This is a genomic window from Rosenbergiella sp. YN46 (assembly GCF_036620675.1).
GTDB lineage: Bacteria > Pseudomonadota > Gammaproteobacteria > Enterobacterales > Enterobacteriaceae > Jejubacter.
Window position 1 is genome coordinate 87,753 of sequence record NZ_JAZHEE010000008.1, and the last position, 23,227, is coordinate 110,979.

The window sequence follows — 23,227 nt, forward strand, 5'->3', positions numbered from 1 at the left end:
GCCGGGCTGCTTGACGCCCGGCGGCCGCATCGGGAAAATCGACCGACTTCGCCTTCAACCGGATACGCTATGGAAGATTTTCTGCAACACTTCGTTACCCACTACTCCCTTATCGCCATCTGGCTGGTCGCTTTTCTTGAATCGCTGGCGCTGGTGGGGCTGATTATGCCCGGCACCGTGGTGATGGCCGCGCTGGGGGCGCTGATCGGTAGCGGGCAGATAAATTTCTACTCGGCATGGCTGGTGGGAACCCTTGGCTGCCTGCTGGCGGACTGGATTTCGTACTGGCTGGGCTGGCGCTTTCGGGGGCCGCTGCATCGCTGGTCATTTCTGAAAAAGCAGAAGTCGTGGCTGGATAAAACCGAACACGCGCTGCACCAACACAGCATGTTCACTATTCTGGTCGGGCGCTTTATTGGGCCGACGCGTCCGCTGGTGCCGATGGTGGCCGGTATGCTGGAGCTACCGGTGCGTAAGTTTATCGCTCCTAATATTATCGGTTGCATCCTCTGGCCGCCGTTTTATTTTCTGCCGGGAATTCTGGCCGGCGCCGCTATCGATATTCCCGCAGAGCTGGAAGGAGGGGGCTTTAAGTGGTGGCTGCTGGCGGCGGCGGCTCTGCTATGGCTGGCGGGATGGCTGTGCTGGCGCCTGTGGCGCAGCGGCAAGGCGGCGAAAGATAAGTTAACGGCGTATCTGTCGCGCAGCCGACTGTTGTGGCTGACGCCGCTTTGTGCAGTGGCGTCGATTGTCGTAACGCTGCGGGTGGTGTTTCACCCGCTGATGCCGGTTTATCTCAGGATTCTGGGGAAGGTGCTGGGGTTTTGATCCCAAGCCAATGAGAGGCGCTGACCGCGCCGCTTAACAACTGAGCCGTATCGCCGTCCCAGTAAATACGGCCATCCACCACCACCAGGCTGCGCGCTGCGATCTGCGCGGCGTCTTCCAGGCTGTGCGATACCATCAACAGCGCGATCTGCCGGCTGCGGCAAATCTCATCCAGCAGGGCGAGCATCTCCTGACGCAGGCCGGGGTCGAGGGCGGAAAACGGCTCGTCCAGCAGCAGTAGCGGAAGCTTGCGGATCAGGCAGCGGGCCAGCGCCGCTCGCTGGCGCTGGCCGCCGGAAAGTTCGCCCGGCCGCCTGTCCAGTAATTCACCGATCGCCATCTGGGCGGCGATTTCCTCCACCTCTTTGCGCTGCTGCGCATTCAGTCGCAGCCCGGGGTTCAGACCCAGACCGATATTCTGACGTACGCTGAGGTGCGGGAACAGATTGTGCTCCTGAAAAAGCATGGAAATCGGACGCTGGTCGGGCGGCGTACGGGTATGGTCGACGTCGTTAAGCAGAATACGACCGCTGCCAGGCGTCAGGAAACCGGCAATCAGATTGAGAAGAGTACTCTTCCCCGCGCCGCTGGGGCCGAGTATCGCCAGGCGTTCTCCGCGTGCGACCTGCAGGCTAAAGCGCATGGGCAGGTGATGATACAGCCAGGTTACATCAGTCAGTGTCAGCATGGCGCCCCGGTAATTTTTCCATCAGAGTGAACAGTGCAAGGCAGAGCAGCAGCAGTAGCAGCGCAGTGACCGCGCCATCGTCGCTGCGGTAGGCGCCGATCTGCTGGTAGAGATAAAAAGGCAGGGTACGGAAATCTTCATTGCCGAACAGCGCCACCACGCCGAAGTCGCCAATCGACAGGACGCAGGCGAAGGCCAGCGCCTGAGCAATCGGGCGCTTCAGGGCCTGTAGCTCAATGATTCTCAGGCGGTTGATACCGCGAATTCCCAGCCCCTGGCACAGCGGGCCGTAACGCTCCGCCAGATCGCGCATGGGATTTTCCAGCACCTTAAGCGCATAAGGGATCGCCATTAGCGCATTGGTGAAAATTACGATGGCGTCCGCCGATTCCGGCAGGCCGGTGGTGGCGTTAAGCAGCAGGAAGAATCCGGTCGCCAGTACGATGCCCGGCATGGCGAGGATCAACATGCCGCTCAGCTCCAGCGCCTGGCCCGCCAGCGGCTGCTTGCGCAGGCGCAGCTCGCGGGAGCTCCAGAGCAGCATCAGGGTCAGCGCGACGCACAGCAAGCCAGCGGCGATGGCGATCCGCAGCGACGTCCAGACCGCCTGCCACAGCGCGCCCTGCTGGAGCATGTGTGGCAGAGGGCCGCGCAAACCGTCCGCTACAATTGCCAGCAGTGGCGGCAGCATCAGTAGTAGCAGCAGCAAGATAAGTAGCACATCCAGGGCACGCGAGAACAGGTTGCTCTCGGGGGCGCGCCAGCCCATGGTCAGGGTGGCGCCCGCGGGAATAGCTTTACTGAAGCGCTGGGCCAGTAGCATGAGGCCCAGACAGCAGAATAGCTGAATCAAAGCCAGTAGCGCCGCCCGGGCCGGATCGTAGTCATAGCTAAGGGCCTGGTAGATGGCCAGTTCAATGGTGGTGGCTTTAGGGCCGCCGCCCAGCGCCAGCACGGTGGCGAAGCTTGCAAAGCACAGCATGAAAATCAGGGCGGCGGTAGGGAAGATCTGACGCCGCAGCCACGGCCACTCCACCAGCCGGAACAGCGACCAGCCGCGTATGCCCAGTTGAGCGGCGAGCCTGCGCTGCTCGCCGGGAATACTCTCCAGCGCCTGGAGCAGCAGTCGGGTGGCCATCGGCAAGTTAAAAAAGAGGTGCGCCAGCAATATTCCCTGCAGGCCATAGGGAGAGAATGACCAGTCGATGCCCAGCCACTGGCAAATCCCGGCCAGCCAGCCCTGACGTCCATAAACGGAAAGAAGACCGAAAACCGCCACCAGCACCGGCAGCACCAGCGTCATGGCGCATAGCCGCAGCAGAAGCTGACGCCCGGGGAAGCGGCGACGCCACAGGGCCCGCGCCAGGGGAATGGCCGGGAGCACGGAGAGCAGCGCTGAAAGAAAAGCCTGCCAGAACGAAAAGCGCACCACGTGCCACAGATAGTCGTCCTGGATCAGGGCGCGGGGATCGACGGCTGGCGCGCTGAACCACAGGGCGCCGAAGGCGGCCAGCGCCACGCCGAGTACCAGCCCGGCGGCGAGCAGCCCCGGTTTCAGCCAGCCGGGAATCAGCGGCTGAGGGCGCGCTGCCATTCATCAATCCAGGCGGTGCGCTGTGTCGCTACCTGCTGAGGCGTAAACTGTAACGTCTTTTGGGGACGCATCAGCGTATTAAAGCCTTCGGGCAGTGAGACCGGGCTTACCGGATACATCCAGTTGCCGGTGGGGATGGTCTGCTGGAACGCCTTTGATACCACAAACTGCATAAATTTTTGGGCCAGCTCTGGCTGCTTGCTGCTTTTCAGGCGGGCCGCCACTTCTACCTGCATATAGTGCCCTTCGCTAAAGTTAGCGGCGGCGTAGTTATCTTTATGTTCTTCAATAAGCGAATAGGCTGGAGAGGTGGTGTAGCTAAGCACCAGATCCCCTTCGCCTTTCAGAAATAGCCCCCAGGATTCGCTCCAGCCCCGGGTCACGGTGACGGTTTTACGCGCCAGTTTTTGCCAGGCGTCGGGCGCTTTGTCTCCATAGACTTGTTTCATCCACAGCAGTAGCCCCAGCCCCGGAGTGCTGGTTCGGGGATCCTGATAGATAACCCGCCATTTCTGGGCGCTTTCCACCAGCTCTTTCAGGCTTGCGGGGGGATTTTTCAGGCGGTTTTTATCATATACGAAAGCGAACCAGCCGTAGTCGTAAGGCACGAAGGTGTCGTTTTGCCATCCGCCAGGTAGCGTCAGGTGGCGGGTGTCGACATCGCTTTTGGCGAACAGGCCGCTTTGGGTGGCCGCTTCCAGCAGATTATTGTCCAGGCCCAGTACCACATCCGCTTTGCTGTTTTTACCTTCCATTCGCAGGCGATTAAGCAGGGCGACTCCGTCCTCCAGCGCCACAAACTTCAGGGTACAATCGCAGTCGGCTTCGAAGGCTTTTTTAATGGCCGGGCCGGGGCCCCAGTCGGCGGCGAAAGAGTCATAGGTATAGACGGTGAGCTGCGGACTCGCAAAGACGGGCAGGGCGACCAGTGTGAGCAGCGGTAGCAGTTTATTCAGCACTTTGCACTCCAGTATTGGGTGGCAAAGGATTTTGGGCGTGGCCTCAAATCCCTTCGCCGGCGTTATCCGGATCAGGTTCGACGGGTATCTCTCAGCACATAGCACCCCGTTGAGAATGGCCCACATTGTAATGAGTTCGCTCGCATAGCGAAAGACGCGAAGGAGATTAAGGAAACCGTCTCTGATGGGGCGGCTACCGGGCCGATCTGCCTGATACGTCTGTCGTCGCCAAAGAGAGATTATGGGAGATGCTCCCTCTCTTTGGCGGATGACGACAACAGCCTGTATGCCCGAAAACTTAAACGTCTGGCGGCGCGAACCAGGCGGATTTAAAGTCGAACCAGCCCAGGGTGTTCATCCGCAGGCCACGCATGCTACGCTGGCCCTGGAGTATCAGCCAGTGATGGATAAGCGGCTGGATTTCAAGGCGATTAAGGCGCTGGCGGCACCATTCGGCCAGATCCAGCTCACCCGCCCGCCAGCGGCGCGCCTCTTCATGCCAGTCGCCGGGAATGCAGTGCTGGAGTAGCGGCACTTCATACAGGTGGGCAAATAGCGAAAATTCCAGCGGCAGAGTGAAGTTGGCGCTGTTCAGCCAGATATCGCTGATATCATTGCCTTTATGCCACTGGTCATAGTCCACTTCTTTAACGATCAGCTTCACCCCGTGTTCGGCCAGTAATTTCCCCATGATGTTTCCCAGGATCTGATGTTCGGCGTGATCGCGGTAGAAGGTTAGCGTGATAGCGTCGAGGCCGTCCGGTTTTTCAACCGGCTCCGGAGGTTGAGCGTGATGCCAGCGTGGCAACAGCCCCCAGGCCGGAAACCAGTAGCGCTGATATTGTTCACCGGCCCGATAGATCAGGCTGACCGGAGAAAGAACATGATTAATCCAGCGTTTCACATCGTCCCTGCGACCCGATTCCGAGCGCGCGTCGAACAAAATATAGTAGCACCCTTCCTCCAGCCGGCTCTCCACGGCTTTTTCGCTATCGCCGCTGCCTTCGAGCTGTACGCCGCAGCTGAGGTCTTCGCCGATTTCCGGTAGTACCCAGAAATTCACTTCGTCAATCAGGGCGCGGTAACCGAAATAGTCGTCGAACGCGTGAATTTTTAGCTGATTACTGGTATTGCGTTCGACCGCATAGGGGCCGCTGCCCACCGGCTGACGGGCGAAGTCCGGTATATCGCGCCACTCCCGGGGCAGTATCATGGCGGCGGAGTTGCCCATCAGCCAGGGCAGCCAGCGATCCGGCTGACTGAGATGGATATCGAGCGTCCAGGCGGTAGGGGAGTCGATACGGACGATGTGGCCATAGAGCGGGGTGGGATTGATGCGCCGCAGGGTTTCGATAACGTCCTGCATATCCAGCTCGCGACCGTGATGAAAATGAATGCCGGGACGCAGGTAGAAACGCCAGTGCAGCGGCGAAATTTGCTGCCAGTGGTGAGCGACATCCCCCTCTGCTTCCCCATTTTCCTCATTTATCCGGGTCAGGCCGCTGAAAATTTGGCGTACCACGTGGCTTTCCGAACGGCGTAGCGCCGTACCGGGCTGCAGGTTCAGCAGCGGGCGATAGTAGAGCACCCGTAAAATATGGCGCCCCTGGCGAAAGCTGCGGCCCAGATGGGAGACAATCATCTGGCGTACCGTCTGGCGATCGCCCACCAGTTGCAGCAACTGCTCGATGCGATCCTGTTCCAGCAGATCCTCCGCCCGCTGCTGTTGCAGCGTCAGGCCGGTGTAGATAAAGGTTAGCCGGGAGCGCCGTCCCCGGCCGGCTTCCGCCTGCCAGGTCAGCCATCCTTTATCCTGCATGGCGTTGAGCAGCGTCCGCATATGGCGGCGCGAGCAGCTCAACATCCGGGCCAGCTCGCTGAGCGTGGTCTGCTGGGATTTACCGTCGCAGCACTGCCACAGGCGGATAAACTGTTGTTGCAGGCGAGAGGAGGGCATAAAAGGAGAACTCCGTGACAGAAAGTCATCAATTTTAGTTTCCCTATATTAGGCGAATAATAGCGTCAGATGAAAGCGAGGCGCGTTGACCAGGTTGGAAAGCGATGCAGCGTAGCGGACATCATGTGTGACTGAGTATTGGTGCGAATATATCACCGGCCGACGGCTTGTTACCGTCGGCTTTTTTCTGGGTGATATTTGTAAAATCATCCCTCCGGGCGGAGGGATAATTATTAACGGGCGAAGGCGGGCTGTTTTTGTTCCCAGGCCGAGATAGCCTCTTCGTGTGTGAGCGTCAGGCCGATGCTGTCCAGGCCGTTCATCATGCAGTGACGGCGGAAGGTATCGATGGTGAAGGGATACTCTTTATCGCCGGCGATCACCTTTTCGCCTTCCAGATCGACCGTGAACGTAATGCCCGGCTGGCTCTGGACAAGCTGGAACAGTTCATCAACCTGCTGTTCGCTCAGGGTGACCGGCAGCAGCTGGTTATTAAAGCTGTTGCCGTAGAAGATATCGGCGAAGCTTGGGGCTATCACTACCTTAAAGCCGTAGTCGGTCAGGGCCCAGGGAGCGTGTTCGCGCGACGAGCCGCAGCCGAAGTTTTCACGCGCCAGCAGGATAGAGGCTCCCTGATATTGCGGATAGTTAAGAACAAAATTCGGGTCAGGCTGTTCGCCTTTGTCGTCCAGAAAACGCCAGTCGTTAAACAGATGGGCGCCAAAGCCGGTGCGGGTCACTTTCTGCAGAAACTGCTTCGGGATGATGGCATCGGTATCGACGTTCGCAGCATCCAGCGGGGCGACCAGGCCGGTATGTCGGATAAATTTTTCTGCCATGGTGTGCCTCCTATTTAATATTGCGAATATCGGCGAAACGGCCGGTGATAGCGGCGGCGGCGGCCATCGCCGGGCTCACCAGGTGGGTGCGTCCGCCGCGTCCCTGACGCCCTTCAAAGTTACGGTTGCTGGTAGATGCGCAACGCTCGCCGGGGTTCAGGCGATCGTTGTTCATCGCCAGGCACATGGAACAGCCCGGCAGACGCCATTCAAAACCGGCATCGAGGAAGATCTTATCCAGCCCTTCTTCTTCGGCCTGCGCTTTGACCGGGCCGGAGCCTGGTACCACCATGGCCAGCACGCCCGGCGCGACCTTGCGCCCTTTGGCGATGGCGGCGGCGGCGCGCAGATCTTCAATGCGTGAGTTGGTACAGGAACCGATAAACACCTTATCGATAGCGACATCGGTCAGGGGAACGCCTGGCTGCAGGCCCATATAGGCCAGCGCTTTCTCGGCGGAGGCGCGCTCCACCGGATCGGCGAATGAAGCCGGATCCGGCACGGCGTCGGTGACTGAAATGACCTGGCCCGGGTTCGTTCCCCAGGTTACCTGCGGCGCGATCTCTTCGGCATTCAGCGTAACGACGGTATCGAAAACGGCGCCTTCATCGCTCTTCAGCGTCTTCCAGTATGCGACGGCTTCGTCCCATGCACCCTCTTTCGGCGCATGGCGGCGGCCCTTCACATAGTTAAAGGTGGTTTCATCCGGCGCTACCAGGCCTGCTTTGGCGCCCATTTCGATCGCCATATTGCACAGGGTCATGCGTCCTTCCATGCTAAGCGCCTCGATGGCCGGGCCGCAGAATTCGACGACGTGGCCGGTACCGCCTGCGCTGCCGGTTTTCCCGATAATAGCCAGTACGATATCTTTCGCGGTGATGCCGGGGGCGGCCTGACCGGTGACTTCGATTTTCATCGTTTTGGCCCGGCCCTGTTTCAGGGTCTGGGTAGCCAGCACGTGTTCGACTTCCGAAGTGCCGATACCGAAAGCCAGAGCGCCGAAAGCGCCATGGGTGGCAGTATGGGAGTCGCCGCAGACGATGGTCATGCCGGGCAGGGTGATTCCCTGCTCGGGGCCCATAACGTGCACTATTCCCTGCCAGGGATGATTCAGATCGTAGAGCTCGACGCCGAATTCATTGCAGTTCTTAATCAGCGCCTGCATCTGAATGCGCGCCATCTCACCCGAAGCGTTGATGTCTTTGGTTTCGGTAGAGACGTTGTGATCCATGGTGGCGAAGGTCTTTCCCGGCTGGCGCACTTTGCGGTTATGGGCGCGCAGGCCGTCGAATGCCTGGGGGGAGGTCACTTCATGCACAAGGTGTCTGTCGATATAGATCAGCGGCGTTTCGTTCGCGGCCTCGTAAACGACGTGGGCGTCAAACAGCTTCTGATATAAGGTTTTGGCCATGGTTTATACCCCTTCTGCCACATAGCGGGCGATGATATCGCCCATCTCATCGGTACTGACGGCCTGACCCCCCTGGGCCAGATCGCTGGTGCGAATGCCTTCTTCCAGCGCGCGATTGGCGGCGCGCTCGATGGCTTCGGCGGCTTCGCCGGCATCCAGGCTGTAGCGCAGCAGCAGCGCCAGCGACAGGATCTGGGCAATGGGGTTAGCGATATTTTTTCCGGCGATATCCGGCGCGGAGCCGCCTGCGGGCTCATAAAGGCCGAAACCCTGCTCGTTCAGACTGGCGGAAGGCAGCATCCCCATGGAGCCGGTGATCATAGCGCACTCGTCGGAGAGAATGTCGCCGAACAGGTTAGAGCACAGCACCACGTCGAACTGAGACGGATCCTTAATCATCTGCATGGTGGCGTTATCGATATACATATGGCTCAGCTCGACGTCGGGATACTGCTTACCGATTTCACTGACGATTTCGCGCCACATCACTGAGCTTTGCAGTACGTTGGCTTTATCAATAGAGGTCACTTTATGGCGGCGTTTGCGTGCCGATTCGAAGGCGATGCGTGCGATGCGTTCGATCTCGAAGCGATGATAGACCTCGGTGTCGAACGCTTTTTCATACATGCCGCTGCCTTCGCGTCCTTTTGGCTGACCGAAGTAGATACCGCCGGTCAGTTCACGGACGCACAGGATGTCGAAGCCGCGCTCTGCGATGTCGGCCCGCAGCGGACAAAAGCTTTCCAGCCCCTGCCACAGGCGAGCCGGACGCAGGTTGCTGAACAGCTTAAAGTGCTTACGCAGCGGCAGCAGGGCGCCGCGCTCTGGCTGTTCGTTGGGAGGCAGGTGCTCCCATTTGGGGCCGCCGACCGAGCCGAACAGTACGGCGTCCGCCTGCTCACAGCCTTCTACGGTGGCGGCCGGCAGCGGGGTGCCGTGACGATCGATGGCGATACCGCCCACGTCGTATTCGCTGGTGGTGATACGCATATCGAAGCGCTTACGTACCGCATCCAGCACTTTCAGCGCCTGAGTCATCACTTCCGGGCCGATTCCATCGCCCGGCAATACTGCTATATGGGTGTTCCTGGACATGTTCACACGGTTTCCTGATTCTGTTTTTTGGTCTGAGCTTTGCGTTGTAACTCTTTTTCCACTTCGGCGGCGCGCCAGATATTGTTCAGCACGTTAACCATGGCCTGGGCGGAGGATTCGACGATGTCGGTCGCCAGCCCCACGCCGTGGAAGCGGCGGCCGTTATAGCGCGCGACGACGTTAACCTGGCCCAGCGCATTTTCGCCGTGGCCTTTCGCGCTGAGCTGATAGTTCACCAGCTCGATGGCGTAACCGGTAATCCGGTTAATGGCCTGATAGACGGCATCGACCGGGCCGTTGCCGGTGGCGGCTTCCGATTTGATTTCATCGCCGCAGGCCAGCTTCACCGAGGCGGTCGGCATGGTGCTGGAGCCGGACTGCACGGTGAAGTAGTCCAGACGGTAATGTTCCGGCTCTTCCTGCTGTTTATTAATAAAGGCGAGGGCTTCCAGGTCGTAGTCGAACACCTGGCCCTTTTTATCAGCCAGCTTCAGGAAGGCGTCGTACAGTTCGTCCATGTTGTAATCGCTTTCCTGATAGCCCATCTCGTCCATGCGATGCTTCACTGCCGCGCGGCCGGAACGCGAGGTCAGGTTCAACTGTACCTGGTTCAGGCCGATGGATTCCGGGGTCATGATTTCGTAGTTTTCGCGATTTTTCAGTACGCCATCCTGGTGGATGCCGGAAGAGTGGGCAAAGGCGTTGCTGCCGACGACCGCCTTGTTAGCGGGGATCGGCATATTGCAGATCTGGCTGACGGTCTGACTGGCGCGCCAGATTTCATGATGGTTGATATTGGTGTGCAGGTTCATCATTTTGCTGCGCACCTTGATAGCCATAATGACCTCTTCCAGCGCGCAGTTTCCGGCGCGCTCGCCCAGGCCGTTCATTGCGCCTTCGACCTGGCGGGCGCCCGCTTCAACGGCGGCGATAGCGTTACCGACCGCCATCCCCAAATCGTCATGGGTATGGACAGAGATAATTGCTTTGTCGATGTTCGGTACGCTGTTACGCACGGAGGCGATAATATTGCTGTATTCGGCCGGCGTGGTGTAACCCACGGTATCCGGCAGGTTAACGGTGGTGGCGCCCGCGTCGATCACGGCTTCCAGCACCCGGGCCAGGTCGGCTACCGGCGTACGACCGGCATCTTCGCAGGAGAATTCGACATCGTCAGTGTAGTTACGGGCGCGCTTCACCATATAAACCGCGCGTTCAATCACTTCATCCAGCGAGCTGCGCAGTTTGGTTGCGATGTGCATCGGTGATGTGGCGATAAAGGTATGAATACGGAAGGCTTCAGCGATGCGCAGGGATTCGGCGGCGACATCGATATCCTTTTCCACACAGCGGGCCAGCGCGCAGACTCGACTGTTTTTGACCTGACGGGCGATGGTTTGCACCGACTCGAAGTCACCGGGGGAAGAAACCGGGAAGCCCACTTCCATCACATCGATACCCATACGCTCCAGCGCCAGGGCGATTTGCAGTTTTTCTTTCACACTCAGGCTGGCCTGCAACGCCTGTTCACCATCACGTAAAGTAGTATCAAAAATAATGACTTGTTGGCTCATGGGTTCGGTCCTTTGGTTTATCAGGCGCCCTGCTTCGAGCATAAAAAAACCCGCGCAGTGGCGCGGGTTTCGTTGTCTGGTGAGTCGGATTAATGCTTACCGCTACCCGCCAGCCTACCGCGCACAGTGAAGGCGTTTAGTAGTAGAGCCAGAAGGTTGTGAGCGATAAAAATCATTTAAATCCGTCTCATCAAAAATAAGTGATGTATTTAGAGGTACTTTATCTGACTTCTGGTGTCAACCCCAGACTATGATTCGAATTCCGGGGCGGCTAAATGAGAGAAGTGATAAGGCCAGTTGGATAAACTAATTATTCAACATCAATTGGGATGAATCACTGCTTAATAGCGAAATGACCATTCTTTTTTTCGGAAAAAATGGTCTCTGAAAGCCAGGGGGAATTTAATGATGAAGAGAAAATTTTTCTGGAACAGGTAGGGTGTATACCGCAACGGTAGATGGGGCATCGTACTGAACCCCACGTGGCTACGGGTCTGAGTCGGGAAAAGGCCACGGGGGGCCAGGCTAAGGGATGTTAATTAGATTTTATTCTGACCATTGCCGTTGTTTATGGTTTTTTATTTGTTTTGGCGATGTTGGTGTGGTTATTTGGGCTGAATTGAGTGGCTCGTTTAGTGAAAGACAAAAAGGAAACCACTCAGGGCGAGGCGTTAACACATTGCCTGCCTGATTTTCAGAGGTTATGTTAGAAAAATGTTTTCTTAAATATCCTAAAAACGGGCGGGGGTATCCTCTGCACCGTGACTGTATGGAAATGAGTTCCGTAGTCAGTCGCTAAACAAAAAAGCCTGGAGGCAAACCATGGAGATGTTGTCAGGAGCCGAGATGGTTGTCCGATCGTTGATCGATCAGGGCGTTAAACAGGTATTCGGCTATCCCGGAGGTGCGGTGCTCGATATTTACGACGCGCTTCATACCGTAGGGGGAATCGATCACGTGCTGGTGCGTCATGAGCAGGCGGCTGTCCATATGGCGGACGGCCTGGCCCGCGCGACCGGCGAGGTGGGCGTGGTGTTGGTCACGTCCGGCCCCGGGGCAACCAATGCCATTACGGGCATTGCGACCGCCTATATGGATTCCATTCCCATGGTTGTGCTTTCCGGGCAGGTGGCAACATCGCTAATCGGCTACGATGCGTTCCAGGAGTGCGACATGGTGGGCATCTCCCGCCCGGTCGTGAAGCACAGCTTTCTGGTGAAGCAGACTGAGGATATTCCCGGCGTGCTGAAAAAGGCGTTCTGGCTGGCGGCCAGCGGGCGCCCGGGGCCGGTGGTGGTCGATCTGCCGAAAGATATTCTGAATCCCGCCAACAAGCTGCCTTATGTCTGGCCGGAGACGGTCAGCATGCGTTCCTATAATCCGACCACCCAGGGGCACCGGGGACAGATTAAACGGGCCCTGAATACCCTGACGGCGGCCAGGCGACCGGTGCTTTACGTCGGCGGCGGCGCAATCAACGCCGGCTGTGACCAGGAGTTACTGAAACTGGCGGAAGCGCTGAACGCGCCGGTCGTCTCATCGCTGATGGGGCTGGGGGCATTCCCGGGCACGCACCGCCAGGCGCTCGGCATGTTGGGTATGCACGGTACTTATGAAGCCAATATGGCGATGCATAACGCCGATTTAATCTTTGCGGTTGGCGTACGTTTCGACGATCGCACCACCAACAATCTGGCCAAATACTGTCCGAGCGCCACGGTATTGCATATTGACGTCGATCCTACTTCGATCTCCAAAACCGTCGCGGCGGATGTGCCGATCGTTGGCGATGCCCGTCAGGTTCTGAAGCAGATGCTGGATCTTCTGGAGCAGGAAGCGCCGGCAGAACGACCGCTGGATGAGATCCGCGACTGGTGGCAGCAAATCGAGCAGTGGCGGGCCCGTAAGTGTCTTAGCTATCATCAGGACAGTGAAATGATCAAACCGCAGGCGGCCATCGAAGCTATCTACCGCCTGACCGAAGGGAACGCCATCGTGACGTCGGACGTCGGCCAGCATCAGATGTTCGCCGCGCTCTATTACACCTTTGATAAGCCGCGTCGCTGGATTAACTCCGGTGGGCTGGGCACCATGGGCTTCGGTCTGCCGGCTGCGCTGGGCGTCAAACTGGCGCTTCCGGAAGAGACCGTAGTTTGTGTGACCGGCGACGGCAGCATCCAGATGAATATTCAGGAACTTTCTACCGCGTTGCAGTATGGTCTGCCGGTGCTGGTGCTGAACCTGAATAACCGCTATCTTGGTATGGTTAAGCAGTGGCAGGATATGATCTATTCGGGGCGCCATTCCCAGTCTTATATGGAATCCCTGCCGGATTTCGCCCGCCTGGCGGAGGCCTATGGCCATGTGGGGATGCGCATCACGCAGCCTCAGGAGCTGGAAAGCAAACTGAGCGAAGCGCTGACGCAGGTTAAAGGCGGTCGGCTGGTGTTTGTGGATGTTACCGTGGACGGTAGCGAACACGTTTACCCGATGCAGATCCGCGGCGGGGGAATGGATGAAATGTGGCTGAGCAAAACGGAGAGAACCTGATTATGCGCCGGATATTATCTGTATTACTGGAAAACGAATCGGGTGCGCTGTCGCGCGTTGTCGGGCTGTTCTCCCAGCGAGGTTACAATATTGAAAGCCTGACGGTAGCGCCAACCGACGATCCCACGCTGTCGCGTATGACGATTCAGACCGTGGGCGATGAGAAAATCATTGAGCAGATCGAAAAGCAACTGCATAAGCTGGTGGACGTTCTGCGGGTCAGCGAACTGGGACAGGGCTCCCATGTCGAGCGCGAGATGATGCTGGTGAAGGTGCAGGCCAGCGGTTACGGTCGGGAAGAGGTCAAACGCAGCGCGGAGATCTTCCGCGGCCAGATTATTGACGTCACCCCATCGCTCTATACGGTACAGCTGGCGGGCACCAGCGATAAGCTCGATGCTTTCCTGGCCGCCATTCGCGATGTCGCAAACATTGTTGAAATCGCTCGCTCTGGCGTGGTAGGCCTGTCGCGCGGTGACAAGATTATGCGCCAGTGAAGAGACACGGCTCACAAGCCCGGCATTTATGCCGGGTTTTTTTTGGCAAAATCGGAGTCACGCTGATTTAAAAGCGGTTGCTCAGGTTATTATTCTGCGCTTAGATGTTAAAAGATGTAACCTCGGGGGGCCTTCGCGCCGATGGTGTGAACGCGGGAAGCAGAGCTGAGGCTTAACGACTATTAAGGGGCAATAGTGAAACTGGATGAAATTGCACGCCTGGCGGGGGTTTCCCGCACCACGGCGAGCTACGTCATTAATGGCAAGGCAAAACAGTATCGTGTCAGTGATAAGACCGTAGAAAAAGTGATGGCGGTGGTACGTGAGCATAACTACCATCCCAATGCCGTCGCTGCTGGTCTGAGAGCTGGCAGAACCCGCTCCATCGGCCTGGTGATTCCCGATCTGGAAAACACCAGTTATACCCGTATTGCTAACTATCTGGAGCGTCAGGCGCGTCAGCGCGGTTATCAACTGCTTATCGCCTGTTCCGAGGATCAGCCGGATAACGAAATGCGCTGCGTTGAGCATCTGCTGCAGCGCCAGGTCGATGCCATTATCGTCTCCACTTCGCTGCCGCCGGAGCACCCCTTCTACCAGCGCTGGGCCAGCGGAACTTTCCCCATTATCGCTCTTGACCGTGCCCTGGATCCCGAACACTTCACCAGCGTGGTGGGGGCGGATGAAGAAGATGCCGGTATGCTGGCGGCGGAGCTGCGTCAGTTTCCGGCCGAGCGCGTACTTTACTTGGGAGCATTGCCGGAACTGTCGGTCAGCTTCCTGCGTGAAAAAGGATTTCGTGATGCCTGGCAGGACGATCCGCGCGAAGTACAGTTTCTGTACGCCGACAGCTATGAACGCGAGGCGGCAGCGCGCAGCTTTGGCCAGTGGCTGGATAACAATCCAATGCCTCAGGCGTTGTATACGACTTCATTCGCGCTGTTGCAGGGGGTAATGGATGTCACGCTGCGTCGCGAAGGGCATCTGCCTTCCGAACTGGCGATCGCCACCTTCGGCGATAATGAACTACTGGACTTTCTGCAGTGTCCGGTGCTTGCCGTGGCCCAGCGCCACCGTGAAGTGGCGGAACGGGTGCTGGAACTGGTGCTGGCCAGCCTGGACGAACCGCGCAGACCCCAGGCCGGGTTGACCCGAATTCGCCGAAATCTTTGGCGTCGCGGTAATCTGAGCCGCTCTTAATTGAAATGGCAGCTTCGGCTGCCTGATAATTGAGACTATTCTCGTCACACGGGGTTAAAAATAGACAGAGAATTCTTACCGGTTTTTTTAGTTAAGACTTTTTTCCCTCCTTCGACGTCAATTTTTTAATAGGCCGGAATGATTTTGTTACACTCACATCCCGGAACGGAGTGAAAAAACAGCAAATATTCCGATTGTTTTTCTTTCTGCTGCTCCCCGTCTGCGTACAGGCGCCATCTGGCGCTGTTCTTGCCTGACGAATTGCCTTAAAATGCCGCCCGCGTCGCAAACTTAGCACGTAATATTTTTTCCAGGATGTCTTCAGCCGTTTTTACGATTTTCATGTCTGTTAGTCATTTTTCTACAAATATTCAGCGCGTTAATTTTGTCTCGCCCGAATCGCGGTTTTCTCTCAGGCTGTTAATCCCCTGTCAGTGACCTTTTTTTACTTTCTTATATATGGGTGTTGGCTTGACAAGCTTTTCCTCCGCTCCGTAAACTTCTTCAGGTGGGAATTTGTGGGATAAAGTGGTGAACAGGGTGAGGAGAGGGTGAGACTGGCATGTTCCGTGGGGCAACGTTGGTCAATCTCGACAGCAAGGGGCGGCTTTCCGTTCCTACCCGTTATCGGGAAAAGCTGATCGAAACTGCGATGGGTCAAATGGTTTGCACCATTGATATCCATCACCCCTGCCTGCTGCTTTATCCGCTCCCCGAGTGGGAGATTATTGAACAAAAGTTGTCGCGTTTATCGAGCATGAATCCCGCGGAACGTCGCGTACAGCGACTGCTGTTGGGGCATGCCAGCGAGTGTCAGATGGATAGTGCGGGGCGTCTGCTGGTGGCGCCGGTGCTCAGACAGCACGCCGGGCTTTCCAAAGAAGTGATGCTGGTCGGACAGTTTAACAAGTTTGAGCTGTGGGACGAGGCGACCTGGCATCAACAGGTCATGGAAGATATTGACGCTGAGCAATCCTCCGCGGGCGATATGTCGGAGCGGCTGCAGGACTTGTCACTATAAAAAATGATGGAAAATTATAAACATACCACGGTACTGCTCGACGAAGCCGTAGAGGGTCTTAACCCGCGTCGTGATGGTATCTACATTGATGGCACTTTTGGTCGCGGTGGTCATTCCCGTCTGATTCTGTCCCGCCTGGGGCCGGAGGGGCGTCTGCTGGCTATCGATCGCGACCCTCAGGCGATTGCCGCCGCTCAGGCCATCGACGATCCGCGCTTTTCCATCATTCATGGACCTTTCTCTGCGCTTGCTGACTATATGCGCGAGCGCTCGCTTGCCGGCCGTATCGACGGCATTCTGCTTGACCTTGGGGTTTCCTCTCCCCAGCTCGACGATCCCGAGCGTGGTTTTTCTTTTATGCGCGACGGCCCGCTTGATATGCGCATGGATCCCAGCCGTGGCCGTTCGGCCGCCGAATGGCTGATGGATGCCGAAGAGGATGAGATAGCCCGGGTGCTGAAAACCTGGGGCGAGGAGCGCTTTGCGAAGCGTATTGCCCGCGCCATCGTCGAGCGCAACCGTGAACAGCCAATGACCCGAACTCGCGAGCTGGCGGAAGTGGTGGCAGCGGCCACCCCGGTCAAAGACAAGCATAAACACCCCGCGACCCGTACCTTCCAGGCGGTGCGCATCTGGGTAAACAGTGAACTGGAGGAGGTAGAGCTGGCGCTAAAAGGCTCGCTGGACGTACTTGCCCCGGGAGGGCGGCTTTCCATTATCAGTTTCCACTCGCTGGAGGACAGGCTGGTTAAACGCTTTATGCGTGAATACAGCCGTGGGCCTCAGGTGCCGGCGGGGATCCCGATGACGGAAGCGCAGCTTAACCAATTGGGCGGTCGCCAGCTGAAAATAATAGGAAAAATGATGCCGGGTGCAGAAGAAGTGGCGGACAACCCTCGAGCCCGGAGTTCAGTTCTGCGTATTGCAGAGAGGACGAACGCATGATTAGCAGAGTGACAGAGGCCCTGAGCAAAGTAACCGGGTCGATCGGAAGCAACGAGCGCCATGCCTTGCCTGGCGTAATCGGAAGCGACCTGTTGCGATATGGGAAGCTGCCACTCTGTCTTTTCATTGCCATTATCGTCACCGCCATTTTTGTGGTCACCACCGCGCACCATACCCGTCTGCTTACCGCGCAGCGCGAGCAGCTGGTACTGGAACGCGACGCGCTGGATATTGAATGGCGCAACCTGATTCTGGAAGAGAATGCCCTCGGCGATCACAGCCGGGTGGAACGCACGGCCACGGAGAAACTGCATATGCAGCACGTGGATCCGGCACAGGAAAATATCGTGGTGCAGAAGTAGATGTTTTTGATGAAGTCTAAGGAACCCGATAACCAATGAGAGCCGCGACGAGATCGCAAAAACCAAAACGTCAGGACGAACAGGCCAACTTTATCAGTTGGCGTTTTGCGTTGCTGTGCGGCTGCATCCTGTTGGCACTGGCATTTCTGCTGGGACGCGTGGCCTGGTTACAGATTATTAATCCCGACATGCTGGTTCGCCAGGGAGATATGCGTTCGCTGCGCGTGCAGGAAGTATCCACCGCGCGCGGCATGATTACCGATCGTGGCGGTCGCCCGCTGGCGGTTTCGGTACCGGTGAGCGCCGTCTGGGCTGACCCGAAAGAGCTGCATGCCGCCGGGGGGATCACTCTCGACAACCGCTGGCAGGCGCTGGCGGATGCGCTGAAGATGCCGCTGGATCAGGTGGCGAAGCGAGTAAACGCTAACCCCAGAGGGCGCTTTATCTATCTGGCGCGTCAGGTTAACCCGGATATCGGCGACTACATCAAGAAGCTCAAACTGCCGGGGATTCATCTGCGCAAAGAGTCCCGTCGTTACTATCCCGCGGGAGCGGTGACCGCCCAGGTTATCGGCTTCACTAACGTCGACAGTCAAGGGATAGAAGGCGTTGAGAAGAGTTTTGACAAGTGGCTGACCGGGCAGCCCGGTGAGCGCATTGTGCGTAAGGATCGTTACGGTCGGGTGATCGAAGATATCTCTTCGACCGATAGCCAGGCGGCTCATAACCTGGCGTTGAGTATCGACGAGCGCCTGCAGGCGCTGGTGTATCGCGAACTCAATAACGCAGTGGCGTTTAACAAAGCGGAATCGGGCAGCGCAGTGTTAGTGGACGTTAACACCGGCGAGATTCTGGCGATGGCGAACAGCCCGTCGTACAACCCGAACAATCTGGCGGGAACGCCGAAAGAGGTGATGCGTAACCGAACCATCACCGACGTATTCGAACCGGGCTCTACGGTGAAGCCCATGGTGGTTATGACCGCGCTCCAGCGCGGTGTGGTACGGGAAAACAGCGTGCTGAACACGATTCCCTACCGGATAAGCGGACATGAAATTCGGGACGTGGCGCGCTACAGCGAGCTGACCGTCACCGGAATTCTGCAGAAGTCGAGTAACGTCGGCGTCTCCAAGCTGGCGTTAGCGATGCCGTCCTCTGCGTTAGTAGATACTTACTCACGCTTTGGATTGGGAAAATCGACCAATTTGGGGTTGGTCGGAGAACGCAGTGGCTTATATCCAAAAAAACAACGGTGGTCTGACTTAGAGAGGGCCACCTTCTCTTTCGGCTACGGGCTAATGGTAACGCCGTTACAGTTAGCGCGAGTCTACGCAACAATCGGTAGCTTCGGGGTGTATCGCCCCCTGTCTATCACTAAGGTCGATCCGCCGGTACCCGGCGAGCGTATTTTCCAGGAGTCCATCGTACGAACGGTGGTTCACATGATGGAGAGCGTGGCGCTACCCGGCGGCGGCGGGGTGAAGGCGGCAATTAAGGGGTACCGAATCGCCATCAAGACCGGTACCGCCAAGAAGGTCGGCCCTGATGGACGCTACATCAACAAATATATTGCTTACACCGCGGGTGTCGCGCCTGCCAGCAATCCGCGTTTTGCGCTGGTCGTGGTCATCAACGATCCGCAGGCGGGCAAATACTATGGCGGCGCCGTTTCAGCGCCGGTATTTGGCGCCATCATGGGCGGCGTTCTGCGTACCATGAACGTCGAGCCGGATGCGTTGCCAACGAACGATAAAAACGAATTTGTGATTAATGAAGGTGGGAAAACGGGTGGCAGATCGTAATTTGCATGACCTGGTGGCTCCCTGGGCGCCACAGGCACCGGAGCGAACGCTTCGGGAGATGACGCTCGACAGCCGCGTGGCGGCGTCGGGGGATCTCTTTGTTGCCGTAAAAGGTCATCAGGCTGATGGACGTCGTTTTATTCCGCAGGCGATAGCGCAGGGCGTTGCCGCTGTGGTCGCGGAAGCCGATGGCGAAGCTGCCGATGGTGAGGTGCGCGAAGTCCACGGCGTGCCGGTTATCTGGTTAAGCCAGCTTAATCAGCGTCTGTCCGCGCTGGCTGGTCGCTTTTACGGTTCTCCATCGCACCACTTACGTCTGGTCGGGGTTACCGGAACTAACGGAAAAACCACGACGACACAACTGCTGGCTCAGTGGGCGCAACTGATAGGTGAAACCAGCGCGGTGATGGGGACTGTGGGCAACGGGCTGCTCGGCCAGGTGGCGCCGACTGAAAACACCACAGGCTCTGCGGTCGATGTTCAGCAGGTGCTGGCGGGTCTGAAAGAACAAGGCGCGACCTTTGCCGCGATGGAAGTTTCTTCTCACGGCCTGGTGCAGCATCGCGTTGCCGCGCTGCATTTCGCGGCCGCTGTTTTCACCAATTTAAGCCGCGATCATCTCGATTATCACGGTGATATGGCGAATTACGAAGAGGCCAAATGGCAGCTTTTCTCCACCCATCACCACGGTCAGGCGATTATCAATGCCGACGATGAAACTGGCCGGCGCTGGCTGGAACGACTGCCGGATGCGGTGGCGGTTTCGATGGAAGATCGAATTAACCCGAACTGCCATGGCCGCTGGCTGAAGGCGACCGGTGTCGACTACCACGACAGTGGCGCCACTATCCGCTTTAACTCAAGCTGGGGCGAAGGTGCAATCGAAAGCCGTCTGATGGGGGCTTTTAACGTCAGCAATCTGCTGCTGGCGCTGGCGACGCTGCTCTCCCTGGGCTATCCGCTGGAGAAACTGACGGAAAGCGCCGCTCGGCTTCAGCCGGTGTGTGGCCGGATGGAAGTTTTCACAGCACCGGGTAAACCGACCGTGGTCGTGGATTACGCCCACACGCCAGATGCGCTGGAAAAAGCGCTGGAAGCGGCGCGTTTGCACTGTAAAGGCCAGCTGTGGTGCGTCTTCGGCTGCGGCGGCGATCGCGATAAAGGTAAACGCCCGCTGATGGGCGCGGTGGCCGAAGAGTTCGCCGATATCGTGGTGGTGACGGATGACAATCCCCGTACCGAAGAGCCGCGAGCCATCGTTGAGGATATCCTGGCCGGTATGACCGACGCGGGACATGCCCGGGTGGTTGCGGGCCGTGCTGAAGCGGTGACTAATGCCATTATGCAAGCAGGAGCCGATGATGTGGTGCTGGTTGCAGGCAAAGGTCACGAAGATTACCAGATAGTCGGCAATCGCCGGCTGGATTATTCGGATCGCGTCACCGTCGCGCGACTGCTGGGAGTGATGGCATGATTAGCCTGTCTCTGAGCCAGCTGGCGCAGGCGGTGAATGGCCGCCTGGTCGGTGCTGATGGCACTATCGACGCGGTCGCCACCGATACGCGTAAAATCACGCCGGGTTGTCTGTTTGTGGCGTTGAAGGGCGAGCGTTTCGACGCCCATGATTTTGCCGCGCAGGCGCTGGAAAGCGGCGCCGGCGCGTTACTGGTGAGCCGTGAACTGGCCGTTAAGGCGCCGCAGGTGGTGGTTGAGGATACCCGCCACGCCTTCGGTCTGCTGGCTGCCTGGGTGCGCCAGCAGGTGCCGACCCGGATCGTCGCTCTGACCGGCTCTTCCGGGAAAACTTCGGTGAAAGAGATGACCGCGGCGATTCTGCGCCAGTGCGGTAATACCCTTTATACCGAAGGCAATCTGAACAACGATATCGGCGTGCCGATGACGCTGCTGCGTCTGGCGCCGGAACATGAATACGCGGTGATTGAACTGGGGGCGAACCATCAGGGCGAAATCGCCTGGACCACCAGTCTGACCCGGCCGGAAGCGGCGCTGGTTAACAACCTGGCGGCGGCGCATCTCGAAGGCTTCGGGTCGCTTGCCGGCGTTGCGAAAGCGAAGGGTGAGATCTTCGAAGGCCTTGCCCCTGACGGCACGGCAATTATTAATGCCGACAGCAACGATCTGGACAACTGGCGCGGGATCATCGGCGATCGCCGCACCTGGCGTTTTTCTCCCGATGCCGCCGGCTGCGATTTCAGCGCCAGCGATGTGCGGATTGGCGCAGACGGCACGCACTTCACGCTGAACGCGCCTGACGGGGCGTTCGAAGTGACGCTGCCGCTGCCCGGGCGCCATAACATCGCTAATGCGCTGGCTGCGACGGCTCTGGCGATGGCGGTTGGCGCTGCGCCGCAGGCGGTACAGCAGGGACTGGCGCAGTTGCAAGCGGTGCCGGGCCGTCTGTTTCCCATTCGACTGGCAGAGAATCAACTGCTGCTGGACGACAGCTATAACGCCAATGTGGGCTCAATGACCGCCGCGGTGCAGGTTCTGGCGGAAATGCCTGGCCAGCGCGTGCTGGTGGTGGGCGATATGGGCGAGTTAGGGAGCGAAGCACAAGTGTGCCACCGCCAGGTGGGCGAGGCGGCTCGCGCAGCGGGCATCGACAAGGTGCTGAGCGTTGGTGTTCTGAGTCAGGCGCTGAGCCGCGCGAGCGGCGTGGGCGAACATTTTAATGATAAGCCGGCTCTGGTGGCGCGCCTTAAAACGCTGCTTGCCGAAAATGCCACGGTAACGATTTTAGTGAAAGGTTCACGTAGCTCTGCCATGGAGCAGGTAGTGCAAGCATTACAGGAGAAGGGGACATGTTAGTCTGGCTGGCCGAGCATCTGGTCCAATTTTATTCTGGCTTTAACGTCTTTTCGTATCTGACGTTCAGGGCCATCGTCAGCCTGCTGACAGCGCTGTTTATCTCGTTGTGGATGGGGCCGCGTCTGATCGCCCGTTTGCAGGAGCTCTCTTTCGGGCAGGTGGTTCGTAACGACGGGCCGGAGTCCCACTTCAGCAAGCGTGGAACGCCGACTATGGGTGGACTGATGATCCTGACGTCGATTGTGATCTCCGTGCTGATGTGGGCTTATCCTTCCAACCCTTACGTCTGGTGCGTACTGTTCGTGCTGGTGGGTTACGGCATCGTGGGCTTTGTGGACGATTATCGCAAAGTGGTGCGCAAGGATACTAAAGGGCTGGTGGCGCGCTGGAAATATTTCTGGATGTCCGCTATCGCGCTGGTGGTGGCTTTCGTCCTCTATATTACCGGCAAGGGAACCCCGGCCACCGAGCTGGTGGTGCCGTTCTTTAAAGATGTGATGCCCCAGTTGGGGATTTTCTACATTTTGCTGGCCTACTTTGTGATTGTTGGTACCGGTAATGCGGTCAACCTGACAGATGGTCTGGATGGTCTGGCGATTATGCCGACGGTGCTGGTCGCCGCAGGTTTTGCGCTGGTGGCCTGGGCGACCGGGAACATGAACTTCGCCAGTTACCTGCACATTCCCTATCTGCGTCACGCAGGGGAGCTGGTGATTGTCTGTACGGCTATTGTTGGTGCCGGGCTGGGCTTCTTGTGGTTTAACACCTATCCGGCGCAGGTTTTTATGGGCGATGTGGGATCGCTGGCTCTGGGCGGCGCGCTGGGCGTTATTGCGGTGCTGCTGCGTCAGGAATTTCTGCTGGTCATTATGGGCGGGGTCTTCGTGGTGGAGACGCTGTCGGTTATTTTGCAGGTGGGCTCCTTCAAGCTGCGCGGTCAGCGCATCTTCCGAATGGCGCCTATCCATCACCACTATGAGCTGAAAGGCTGGCCGGAACCGCGCGTCATTGTGCGCTTCTGGATTATTTCACTGATGCTGGTCCTGATTGGTCTGGCGACGCTGAAGGTACGTTAA

Annotated in this window: 19 protein-coding genes and 1 riboswitch; of the genes, 11 read left to right on the forward strand and 8 right to left on the reverse strand. The window is 57.9% G+C overall.

Annotation, left to right across the window (positions count from 1 at the left end; translation table 11 throughout):
- Positions 1-69: 69 nt before the first annotated feature.
- A complete protein-coding gene (locus V3W49_RS09050) occupies positions 70-828 on the forward strand; it encodes a DedA family protein (protein WP_500145023.1) in 759 nt (252 codons plus the stop codon).
- Here V3W49_RS09050 and thiQ read toward each other — a convergent pair.
- From thiQ to leuA, 8 genes are all read right to left on the reverse strand, one after another.
- Positions 797-1,516, reverse strand: a complete 720-nt coding sequence (gene thiQ / locus V3W49_RS09055) for a thiamine ABC transporter ATP-binding protein ThiQ (protein WP_500145024.1) — start codon at positions 1,514-1,516, stop codon at positions 797-799. The two genes, V3W49_RS09050 and thiQ, sit on opposite strands and share 32 nt — an antisense overlap.
- The gene (gene thiP, locus V3W49_RS09060; protein WP_500145025.1) at positions 1,500-3,110 is read right to left on the reverse strand and encodes a thiamine/thiamine pyrophosphate ABC transporter permease ThiP; all 1,611 of its coding nucleotides are present in this window, start codon (positions 3,108-3,110) and stop codon (positions 1,500-1,502) included. Before thiP ends, thiQ begins: the two co-directional genes overlap by 17 nt.
- Positions 3,086-4,069, reverse strand: a complete 984-nt coding sequence (thiB, locus tag V3W49_RS09065) for a thiamine ABC transporter substrate binding subunit (RefSeq protein WP_500145026.1) — start codon at positions 4,067-4,069, stop codon at positions 3,086-3,088. Before thiB ends, thiP begins: the two co-directional genes overlap by 25 nt.
- Positions 4,070-4,099: 30 nt before the next feature.
- Positions 4,100-4,188, reverse strand: a riboswitch (TPP riboswitch).
- 179 nt (positions 4,189-4,367) lie between these two features.
- Entirely contained in the window at positions 4,368-6,026 is a 1,659-nt protein-coding gene (gene sgrR, locus V3W49_RS09070) for an HTH-type transcriptional regulator SgrR (RefSeq protein WP_500145027.1), read from the reverse strand.
- A 233-nt stretch (positions 6,027-6,259) separates the two neighbouring features.
- Positions 6,260-6,865: a 3-isopropylmalate dehydratase small subunit gene (gene leuD / locus V3W49_RS09075; RefSeq protein WP_500145028.1), complete on the reverse strand. Its 606-nt coding sequence runs from the start codon at positions 6,863-6,865 to the stop codon at positions 6,260-6,262.
- A gap of 10 nt (positions 6,866-6,875) precedes the next feature.
- Positions 6,876-8,276 (reverse strand): 3-isopropylmalate dehydratase large subunit, encoded by a 1,401-nt coding sequence (gene leuC, locus V3W49_RS09080; protein ID WP_500145029.1) that lies wholly within the window; start codon positions 8,274-8,276, stop codon positions 6,876-6,878.
- 3 nt (positions 8,277-8,279) lie between these two features.
- Positions 8,280-9,371 carry a 3-isopropylmalate dehydrogenase gene (gene leuB / locus V3W49_RS09085; protein ID WP_500145030.1) on the reverse strand — a complete coding sequence of 364 codons (1,092 nt, stop codon included), beginning with the start codon at positions 9,369-9,371 and terminating at the stop codon, positions 8,280-8,282.
- Between the two features lie 2 nt (positions 9,372-9,373).
- Complete coding sequence (gene leuA / locus V3W49_RS09090; RefSeq protein ID WP_500145031.1) at positions 9,374-10,945, reverse strand: 2-isopropylmalate synthase; 1,572 nt, start codon at positions 10,943-10,945, stop codon at positions 9,374-9,376.
- An 822-nt stretch (positions 10,946-11,767) separates the two neighbouring features.
- Between leuA and ilvI the strand changes: the two genes are divergently transcribed.
- The 10 genes from ilvI (at position 11,768) to mraY (ending at position 23,227) form a co-directional block, all read left to right on the forward strand.
- Positions 11,768-13,495: an acetolactate synthase 3 large subunit gene (gene ilvI / locus V3W49_RS09095; RefSeq protein ID WP_500145032.1), complete on the forward strand. Its 1,728-nt coding sequence runs from the start codon at positions 11,768-11,770 to the stop codon at positions 13,493-13,495.
- A 2-nt stretch (positions 13,496-13,497) separates the two neighbouring features.
- Complete coding sequence (ilvN, locus tag V3W49_RS09100; protein WP_138099151.1) at positions 13,498-13,992, forward strand: acetolactate synthase small subunit; 495 nt, start codon at positions 13,498-13,500, stop codon at positions 13,990-13,992.
- A 195-nt stretch (positions 13,993-14,187) separates the two neighbouring features.
- Positions 14,188-15,192 (forward strand): catabolite repressor/activator, encoded by a 1,005-nt coding sequence (gene cra / locus V3W49_RS09105; RefSeq protein ID WP_500145033.1) that lies wholly within the window; start codon positions 14,188-14,190, stop codon positions 15,190-15,192.
- A 562-nt stretch (positions 15,193-15,754) separates the two neighbouring features.
- Positions 15,755-16,213 carry a division/cell wall cluster transcriptional repressor MraZ gene (mraZ, locus tag V3W49_RS09110; RefSeq protein WP_500145034.1) on the forward strand — a complete coding sequence of 153 codons (459 nt, stop codon included), beginning with the start codon at positions 15,755-15,757 and terminating at the stop codon, positions 16,211-16,213.
- A 3-nt stretch (positions 16,214-16,216) separates the two neighbouring features.
- Complete coding sequence (gene rsmH / locus V3W49_RS09115) at positions 16,217-17,158, forward strand: 16S rRNA (cytosine(1402)-N(4))-methyltransferase RsmH (RefSeq protein WP_500145035.1); 942 nt, start codon at positions 16,217-16,219, stop codon at positions 17,156-17,158.
- The gene (gene ftsL / locus V3W49_RS09120) at positions 17,155-17,520 is read left to right on the forward strand and encodes a cell division protein FtsL (RefSeq protein ID WP_138095739.1); all 366 of its coding nucleotides are present in this window, start codon (positions 17,155-17,157) and stop codon (positions 17,518-17,520) included. Before rsmH ends, ftsL begins: the two co-directional genes overlap by 4 nt.
- 35 nt (positions 17,521-17,555) lie before the next feature.
- Positions 17,556-19,322, forward strand: a complete 1,767-nt coding sequence (locus tag V3W49_RS09125) for a peptidoglycan glycosyltransferase FtsI (protein WP_500145036.1) — start codon at positions 17,556-17,558, stop codon at positions 19,320-19,322.
- Positions 19,309-20,796: a UDP-N-acetylmuramoyl-L-alanyl-D-glutamate--2,6-diaminopimelate ligase gene (murE, locus tag V3W49_RS09130; RefSeq protein WP_500145037.1), complete on the forward strand. Its 1,488-nt coding sequence runs from the start codon at positions 19,309-19,311 to the stop codon at positions 20,794-20,796. Before V3W49_RS09125 ends, murE begins: the two co-directional genes overlap by 14 nt.
- Positions 20,793-22,151: a UDP-N-acetylmuramoyl-tripeptide--D-alanyl-D-alanine ligase gene (murF, locus tag V3W49_RS09135; protein ID WP_500145038.1), complete on the forward strand. Its 1,359-nt coding sequence runs from the start codon at positions 20,793-20,795 to the stop codon at positions 22,149-22,151. Before murE ends, murF begins: the two co-directional genes overlap by 4 nt.
- Positions 22,145-23,227: a phospho-N-acetylmuramoyl-pentapeptide-transferase gene (mraY, locus tag V3W49_RS09140; RefSeq protein ID WP_500145039.1), complete on the forward strand. Its 1,083-nt coding sequence runs from the start codon at positions 22,145-22,147 to the stop codon at positions 23,225-23,227. The genes murF and mraY overlap by 7 nt, the downstream gene beginning before the upstream one ends.